Source organism: Methylobacterium sp. EM32 (assembly GCF_040593685.1).
Taxonomy (GTDB): Bacteria; Pseudomonadota; Alphaproteobacteria; order Rhizobiales; family Beijerinckiaceae; genus Methylobacterium.
The window spans coordinates 1-7,628 of sequence record NZ_JBEXZS010000042.1; the positions used below are offsets into that span (position 1 = coordinate 1).

Annotated in this window: 6 protein-coding genes; all 6 read right to left on the bottom strand. The window is 74.2% G+C overall.

Features of this window, described 5'->3' with window-relative positions; all coding sequences use genetic code 11:
- The coding region (locus ABZT49_RS06610) for a DUF2793 domain-containing protein (RefSeq protein ID WP_355284626.1) at positions 1-739 on the bottom strand (739 nt) is incomplete at its 3' end.
- A complete protein-coding gene (locus ABZT49_RS06615; protein ID WP_355284629.1) occupies positions 732-4,646 on the bottom strand; it encodes a glycoside hydrolase/phage tail family protein in 3,915 nt (1,304 codons plus the stop codon). The genes ABZT49_RS06615 and ABZT49_RS06610, both read right to left, overlap by 8 nt.
- Positions 4,643-5,095, bottom strand: a complete 453-nt coding sequence (locus ABZT49_RS06620) for a DUF6950 family protein (RefSeq protein WP_407943452.1) — start codon at positions 5,093-5,095, stop codon at positions 4,643-4,645. The genes ABZT49_RS06615 and ABZT49_RS06620 overlap by 4 nt, the downstream gene beginning before the upstream one ends.
- The gene (locus ABZT49_RS06625) at positions 5,073-5,960 is read right to left on the bottom strand and encodes a DUF2163 domain-containing protein (RefSeq protein ID WP_355284632.1); all 888 of its coding nucleotides are present in this window, start codon (positions 5,958-5,960) and stop codon (positions 5,073-5,075) included. The genes ABZT49_RS06620 and ABZT49_RS06625 overlap by 23 nt, the downstream gene beginning before the upstream one ends.
- Before the next feature lie 4 nt (positions 5,961-5,964).
- Entirely contained in the window at positions 5,965-6,600 is a 636-nt protein-coding gene (locus ABZT49_RS06630; protein ID WP_355284635.1) for a DUF2460 domain-containing protein, read from the bottom strand.
- A gap of 23 nt (positions 6,601-6,623) precedes the next feature.
- On the bottom strand, positions 6,624-7,628 hold a 1,005-nt coding region (locus tag ABZT49_RS06635), incomplete at its 5' end, for a hypothetical protein (protein WP_355284638.1).

Consider the following 7,628-nt stretch of genomic DNA (forward strand, 5'->3'; position numbering starts at 1 on the left):
GCGCGACCTTGAGGGCGGGGAGCGCCCCGAGGTCGACCGTGGCGGCGACCGGGGCGGAAGCCTCCGCGGCGGTGAGGTCGAGGCCGCCGGTCGCGCGATCGACCCGCAGGGCCTCGCGCCAGGTGCCGCCGTCGGCCGAGACCTTCAGCCGGAGGTCGTCGTCGCCGGTGAGGCCGAGTTCGGCCCGGCCGGAGTAGCCGGACTGGAACAGCAGCGACAGGGTGTTGCCCGGCGCTTCCTTGTTGAGGGTGGTGCGCAGGTCCCCGGTTCCGCCCTCGCCCGCCGTCAGGGCGGTCCACAGCGCCTTGTTGAGCTTGGCGGCGAAGGGGTTCTGCGCGTCGGCGGTGGTGCCGATCCCGAGGCGGGCGAGGTTCTGGAGCGCGGTGAGGCTGGAGCGGAACGAGACCCACGCCACACCCGTGCAGGTGTAGAGGTCCGCCTCGTCCACCACGAAGGCGAGCCAGCCGGGACGCGGCACGAAGGAACGCCACGCCCCGTCCTGGTAGCGCACCACCCGCCCGGCCCAGCCCGTCCAGGCGCCCGTGGGCGCGGCCCCGGCGATCAGGTAGCGGTCGCCCTCCGCCGGGCTCGCCGGCGGGGCGGTCAGGTCCTTGTCGAGGACCGCGAGCTGCACCAGCGTGTCGAGGGCAGCGAGCGCCTCGTTGTGGGTCACGTGCTTCTGCGCCTGCGCCGCCGCCATCAGCGGCAGGGCGAGGTTGGCGGTGGTGGCATCAGGCATACAGGGTCGCCCTCAGGGCCGCGCCGCGGCCGTAGGTTGCCGAGAGTTGGTGGACCGCGACGGACAGGCTCGCGACCGGCCCGCCGAAGTCGGCCGCCTGGTGGGCGGCGGTGTAGGTGACGGTGGGCGCGGTCACCTCGAAGGTGCGCAGGACCGTCGAGCCCGAGAGCACGTCGAGGGCGTAGGCCTCGGCTTCCTCGGCCAAGGGCACCTCGACCTGTTCCCACGGGTCGCCGTCGATCCGGGTGCGCCGGATCCACGACAGCACCAGGTCGCCCGACGCCGCCCGCAGCATCCGGGCCTGCGCCGGCGCGTAGGGCCGCAGGCCCACGCCCCGGAACGCCAGGGTGGCGCCGGCAAAGCTCGGATCGTCCTGCGGTCGGCCGAGCGGCCCCCAGCGCCAGGCGAGCGGCAGGGTGCGCGCCGACAAAGGCATTCCGGATTGCACCAGCGCGTCGGTGAGGACCACGAACGGGGCGCCCGCCGGCGTCGGGGTGCCGAGGGCGAACTCCGTCCCGAGCTGGCCGCGCAGCAGCGTCGAGAGCCGGTAGCGGCCCGGCGCGAGGAGGGCGGCCTGCGCCCATTGCAGCACCTCCCACTCGCCCGACGGCGTCAGCAGGGCCGCGACGTTGGCCCCGTTGAGCACGTCGACCTCGGGCGCCGATGCCAGCTCGACCCCGCGCGGCACCTCGAGATAGACCGCGTTCACCCGGTCCCACCGCCCGCACGGGCCCGGATAGAGCTCGGCCGTCAGCCGCCCGACGATCGACCGCGCTCCCACCGTCGCATCGTCCGCGAACGCCCCGCCGGCGGTCGCGCGCAGGACCGCCACCGGCGACCACGGCGCCGTGTAGGCGGCGAGGTAGGGCGCATGGGGCACCGCGTCCGGCCGCAGGAGCGGCAGGTCGAGGAACTGGAACAACGCTACCCCCACGGTGGCGGGCGGCTCGGCTGGCCGCGGCGTCGCCGTGCCGTCGGGAGCGGCGAACACCGCCAGGTCGGTGCGGATGCCGCTCGCCGGCCGGCCCCCTTCCAGGCCGAGGCGGGTCAGCCGGTAGTCGGTGGTGCTCCCGGCGAGGAAGAGGGTGACGACGTCGCCGGCGTCCAAGGCGAGGCAGGACGGCGGCAGGGTCGCCCCGACCTCCTCCCGCTCGACCACGCCCTGATAGAGCAGCGCCTGCGCGATGCCGCGTGCCGCCCCCTCGTCCAGGCAGAGCGGCACGCTCACCCGCTGCACCGCGTTGGCCCGGCCGCCCACCCGCCGCGCCTCGACGCTGGCCGACTGGTAGCCGCGCTGCGGATCGATGTAGGTCAGCGCCACCACCCCCGGCAGCGCCGTCTCCTCCCCCCGCGTGCGCCGGTAGTCGCCGGCGCTGCCGCCCCGCGCCACCAGGTCGTCGGCGGTGAGGGCCGCCGCCGGCGCCCGCGCCAGCGGCGCGAAGACCAGCCGCCCGGCCGACTCCGCCCCGTCGAAGAAGAAGCACGTCCGCAACGGGTCGAGCGAGGCCCGCGGCGTCTGCACCTCCGTGATCGCGTAGCCTTCCACCAGGCCGTAGAGCTGGCCGACATCGATCGGCACCCCGAGGCCGCCGCACAGCTCGGCCACCACGTCGGCGATCGGGTTGAGGCCGAGCCGCCCGTTGATCCAGTGGCCGAGCCGGTAGTTGGGCCCGTCGCTCCACACGCTCGCCTGGCGCGGGAAGTCCGGATAGGGCCGGGCGTCCCACGTCCAGACGAACAGCCGCTCGGGATCGACCATCCGGCCGCCATAGACCGACGACACCGGGTTGCCGGTACTGCCCTGCCAGTAGGCCAGCGTGGCTTCGAGATACGCGCGCTGCGCGGCGAGATCCCGCCGGCCGTTCGAGGAGTAGGGCAGGAACGACTCCGAGGACTTCGGGTCCACGAAGACGTTGGGCTGGTTCATGCCCTTGTCGACGGCCGGGCAGCCGAGTTCGATGAACCGGATCGGTTTGCCCTGCGGCACCCACCCGGTGGCGGTGGCCTGGCGCACCCCGCCCGGCCGGTCGCGATGCGGGTTCGACCACCAGGCGCGCAGATCCTTGAGGCGGAACACCCAGTGCTCGCCATACGCCGTGTCGGCGATCGGCGCCCGCCGTTGCGCGTCGCGGTCGGCCGGCGTCGGATAGTACCAGTCGAACAGCTCGCCGGCCGCGACGTTGCCGGCCAGGTACCCGGGATCGTAGGGCGAGGGCGCCCCGGCTTTAGCGTCGAGGTGGTCGAACCCGTCGCGCCAGTCGGCGAGCGGCATGTAGTTGTCGATCCCGACGAAGTCGATGTTGGGGCTCGACCACAGCGGATCCAAGTGGAAATACACGTCACCGGAACCATCGGCCGGGCGATGGTTGGCGTATTCCGTCCAGTCGGCCGAATAGGCGATCCTGGTGGCGCCGCCGAGGATCGACCGCGCGTCGGCCGCGAGGCTGACGAGCTGCGCCACCGCCGGGAAGGTCGAGGCGCCGGACCGCACTGTGGTCAGCCCGATCATCTCCGAGCCGATCAGGAAGGTATCCACCCCGCCCGCGGCCTCGGCCAGGCGCGCGCAGCTGAGGATGAAGCGCCGGAAGGAGAACTCGGCCTTCGCACAGGTCACCGTGCGGCCGTTCCACGCCAGATCCGCCGGCGCCACGCTGCCGAAGAACGCCGCGACCTGACTGGCCGCCGCCGCGGTCTTGTCGACCGTGCCGGGCCGGCCGGGCGCCGGATGGCAGGTTACCCGCCCGCGCCAGGGAAACGCCGCCTGCTCCGCCCCGCCATAGGGATCGGGCAGGCCGTTGCCGGCGGGGATGTCCATCATCACGAACGGGTAGAGCGTGACGGCGTAGCCCCGCGCTTTCAGCGCCTGGATCAGCTGCACCACCGACAGGTCGGACGGCGCGCCGCCCAGCAGCGGGGCGCCGCCCGCGTCGCGGCTGACGATCGCAGCGCTCGCCCGGTCGACCCCGCCGGCGAGCCATTCCGGGGTGGTGGTCTTCGTGGCCGTCTCGACCTTCGGGACGATGCGGCAGGCCGACAGCCGCAGGTCGGTGCCGTGCCAGGCGACCACGAGCGAGACGTGCCGGCAGCGCGGCGCCTCGACGGCGAGCTGATCCAGCGCCTTCAGCGCGTCGACCCCGCCCGACACCGTGTTCTGGCCGGCAATGCCGCCGAAGGTCGAGGCGGTGACCGGCGCGGTGGCGTAGGTGAACTCGCCCATGCTCGGGATCATCGTGACGGCGGTCACCAGCTCCTCGAGGGCCGGCCGGCCCGACGCGTTGGGCGCGCGCCGGATCACCTCCGCGGTGATGACCGGGACACGGTTGCCGAAGGCCGCCAGCGGCAAATCCTCGAACACGATGTACGCGAGCCCGCGATAGGCCGGGGCGTTGGCGGCGCCTTCGATGGCCGCGATCTTCGGGTCCGGCCCCTGCGCCTCGCCGCCGAGATAGACCCGGGCGCCGTAGGCCGCGAGGGTGATCGGCTTGCCGTCGGCATAGACCTGGCCCACGGCGACGATCGGGCCTTCGCACAGGGCAATCGCCACGCTGACGCTGTAGGCATAGGTCACGTTGAATTGCTTCTGTCCCCCGCCGCCCTTGCCGCCGGAGGACTTCACCTTCTCGACCTTCTGGACTTCCTTGATCTTCGTGGCCCAGATGATCTGCCCGCCGACGCGGACCCGGCCGAACACGCGCGCGATGGCGGCGCCTTCGGTCGAGGCGGTGACGTGGAGGTCGGACAGGCGCGGGCCGAGGTTGATCTGCGGCTTTGCCCGCGCGCCGAACAGGGCGCGGTCGAGGGCGCTGCCGCCGGCGGCACCGAGCATCTGGCCGATGGCCCCGCCGATCGGGCCGCCGAGCGCGCTGCCGACCGCCTGGCCGGCATAGGACAGGACGAGCGTGCTCACGTCGGGATCTCCGGGAAACGGAAGGCGTAGGCGATGCGCCGGGCCCAGGCCGGCGGGATCCAGGTTTCCACCACCGCGTGGCCGTCATAGGCGTGGATCATGTGCGAGGGGCCGACCACGATCCCGCAATGCTTGGCCGGCAGACGATCGCGCCAGCGGAACAGCAGCACGTCGCCGGGCCCGGCCGCCGCCGGTTCGAGGGCCACCAGGTGGCGGGCGGCGGCATCCCGCAGCGTCTCCTCTCCGCGATCCTCGGCCCAGCTCGGCGTGTAGGGCGGCGGCACCTCCGGCTCGGCGCCGTAGAGCGCGGCGTAGACGCCCCGCAGCAGGCCAAGGCAGTCGCAGCCCGCGCCCCGCACGCTGGCCTGGTGGTGGTAGGGCGTGCCGAGCCAGGTGCGCGCCAGCGCGACGACGCGCGCGCGGGTGTCAGCCGAGGCGGCCTCCATCATTGTCTGCCCCCTGGACGGCGTAGGCCACGGCGTAGTCGTTGCCCGGCAGATCCGGGAAGCCGCGGAAGTTGAGGACGTTGGAGAACTTGTCCTGGCAGCTCGCCAGGGACTTGTCGCAGCCGGCGACGACCTGGAACGCGTCGCCCGGGCTGATCGGGGCCGGCATCGGCTCCCACAGGTCGAGGGCGGCGAGCGCCCCGGCGCGGACATGGGCCCGGACCTCGACCGCGGCGCCGGCATTGGCGCCGGTGGTCCAGACCAGCCGGCCGGCGTCGAACCAGCGGGAGGCGTACCCGGCGAGGCCGGAGGCGGTGAGGCTGCGCGCGCTGCGCACCGTCGCGACCGTGCCGGCGCCGCGCATCGCCGGCGCGGTGGCGTCGACCTTGCAGCGGCCGTCCCCGAGGAGCGCGTCGCAGGAGCGCTGATAGACCCGGCCGCGGGGCTGGTTGAGCCGGTCGGCGAGGCCGCGCACCTCCGCCGTGAAGGCGGTGGGCCCGCGCGAGACCTCGCCGACGGTGCCGGAGAGGACGAGGACCCGGTCGACCGGGCTCGCCCAGTCGACCCGCCAGACCGCGACGGCGGCGCCGTCGAACAGGCCGCGCGCCAGCTCGGCCTCCGCGAGGCGCCCGCTGGTCAGCGCCCCGACGATCTCCAGGCTGTCGGCGCCGAGCCCGGTGCCCTGTTCCAGCGCCGTGCCGGTGGCGCCGCTCTCGGCCGAGCACGGGACGCCGTCGACGGTGAGGTCCTCGTCGTGGTCGGTGAAGCCGAGGCGCACGCCATCGGTACGGGTGACGATCCAGCAGTGGCACAGGGTGGTGACCCCGCTCGCGAGGCTGGCGGCGAGGGTGGGCGAGAGCGTCTTCATGCGGTCACCGCCGGATCTCGAGGATCGGAATGTCGGCGACCACGCCCGCGCGTAGGGCCTGGTAGTCAATCTCGATGCGGTCGGTGGCGAAGCGCACCGGCACGTCGAAGCTGAAACCGGCGGTGACCACGGCGCCCGGAGCCGGCGCGGCCTTGAGGGTGACGAGGCCGGTCGTGGCATCGAGCGCGAAGGCGGAGGCGGCAAGCGCGACGCCGCCGACCGCGACCTGGACCGAGCCGGCGACCGGCTTGGTGATCGGGCGGGCATAGGGCGCGAAGGCGGCCCCGTAGGTCTTCACCAGCGGGAAGACCCGGGTGGCGCCATCGCCGGTGCCGAGGTGCTGGTCGGCGGGCGCGATGGGCTGTCCGGGCGGTGCGGAGCTGTGGTCGAAGGTGTCGCGCCAGCGGAAGCCGTAGAGCGGCCCGCGCCGCTCCTCGAAGAAGGCGACCAGCAGAGCCACGTCCTCGGCGGAGCGCAGGGCCGGCCCCGCATCGTAGCGGCGCCGGGAATGGCGCCAGAGGGCGTTGCGCTCCTCGTCGCCGGAGCCGAGCGTGACGATCTCGGTTCGCCGTTCCGGCCCGCCGCGGGAGCCGTAGGACAGGGCGAGGGGGAAGCGCACCTCGTGGAAGGGGCTCGGCATGGCTTATGGGACTCCTCAAGTGCTTACAGGCCCCTGAGGCCGCGCTGCACCGCCCGGGCCAGGGCGGCGCTCACCTGCGTCTCCGAGCGATGGAAGCTCGGGGCATCCGCGGTGGCGATCGAGACCGAGACCTGGACGTTCGGGGCGGGGGCCGGGGCCGCGACGCCGTGCGTCGCCGGCAGGATGCGTCCTGGCTGGAGCGGCACGAAGGTCTCGCGGCCGCTCTCGCCCACCGTGTAGGCGACGCCTGGAGTGACGGGACCGCCGGCGGCGCGGCCGGTCGGGTTCTGGGTCAGGCCGAGCGACCCGAGGGCGTCGCCGACGAGGTCGGAGCCGGGGCCGCCGCGGCCGAACAGGCCGTCGAAGGCCCGGTCGATGCCCCGGCTCGCGAGCGTCGTGGCGAGCCGGGAGATCACACTCGTCAGCCGTTCGCCGTGCAGGATCGCGCCCTTGAAGCTGTCGGCGAGCGCCGAGCCGAGCTCACGCGAGGCGGTCTGGGCGGCGCGTTGCGCGGCTTCCGCCCGTTCCACCTGCGCGGTCGCCGCTCCGTAGGCCTCGGCGACCCGGTCGACCTCCTCGCGCAGAGCCGGGGTCACCGCGAGGTCGGCCTTCTTGGCCGCCTCCAGCAGGCGGAACGCCGCCTCGGCCCTGGCGGCAGCGCCCTCCTCCCGGCCGACCGCGTCGGCCTCGATCGTCAGGAGGCCGGTGCGCCGGGTGAGGCGCGCGACCTCGTCGCGGAAGGCGTCGTCCTCCGGCTCGGCCGTCTTCTCCGCCCCCTTCCCCGCCCCCTTGGCGGGCTGCGCCGCCGCGCGGGCGGCCGACTGGGTGGACGACTGGACGAGGTCGGGGGCCGGCGCGCCGGGGGCGATCTGGCCGAGGCTGCCGCGGGGCGCGGCGTCGCTGATCGCGAAGGCGTCGGCGATGCGGGCGCGGATCGCCGTTCCCTCCGCGGAGGCCGCCCGCACCCTCCGACCGAGATCCGCCACGAGGTCGGCGGCAGCCGGGATCTTGTCCGCGATCCCCCCGAC

Excerpts from the sequence above, each read along its gene's own strand:
- ABZT49_RS06625 (WP_355284632.1), bottom strand. The coding sequence starts at position 5,960 with ATGAAGACGCTCTCGCCCACCCTCGCCGCCAGCCTCGCGAGCGGGGTC.
- ABZT49_RS06620 (WP_407943452.1), bottom strand. The coding sequence starts at position 5,095 with ATGATGGAGGCCGCCTCGGCTGACACCCGCGCGCGCGTCGTCGCGCTG.
- ABZT49_RS06630 (WP_355284635.1), bottom strand. The coding sequence starts at position 6,600 with ATGCCGAGCCCCTTCCACGAGGTGCGCTTCCCCCTCGCCCTGTCCTAC.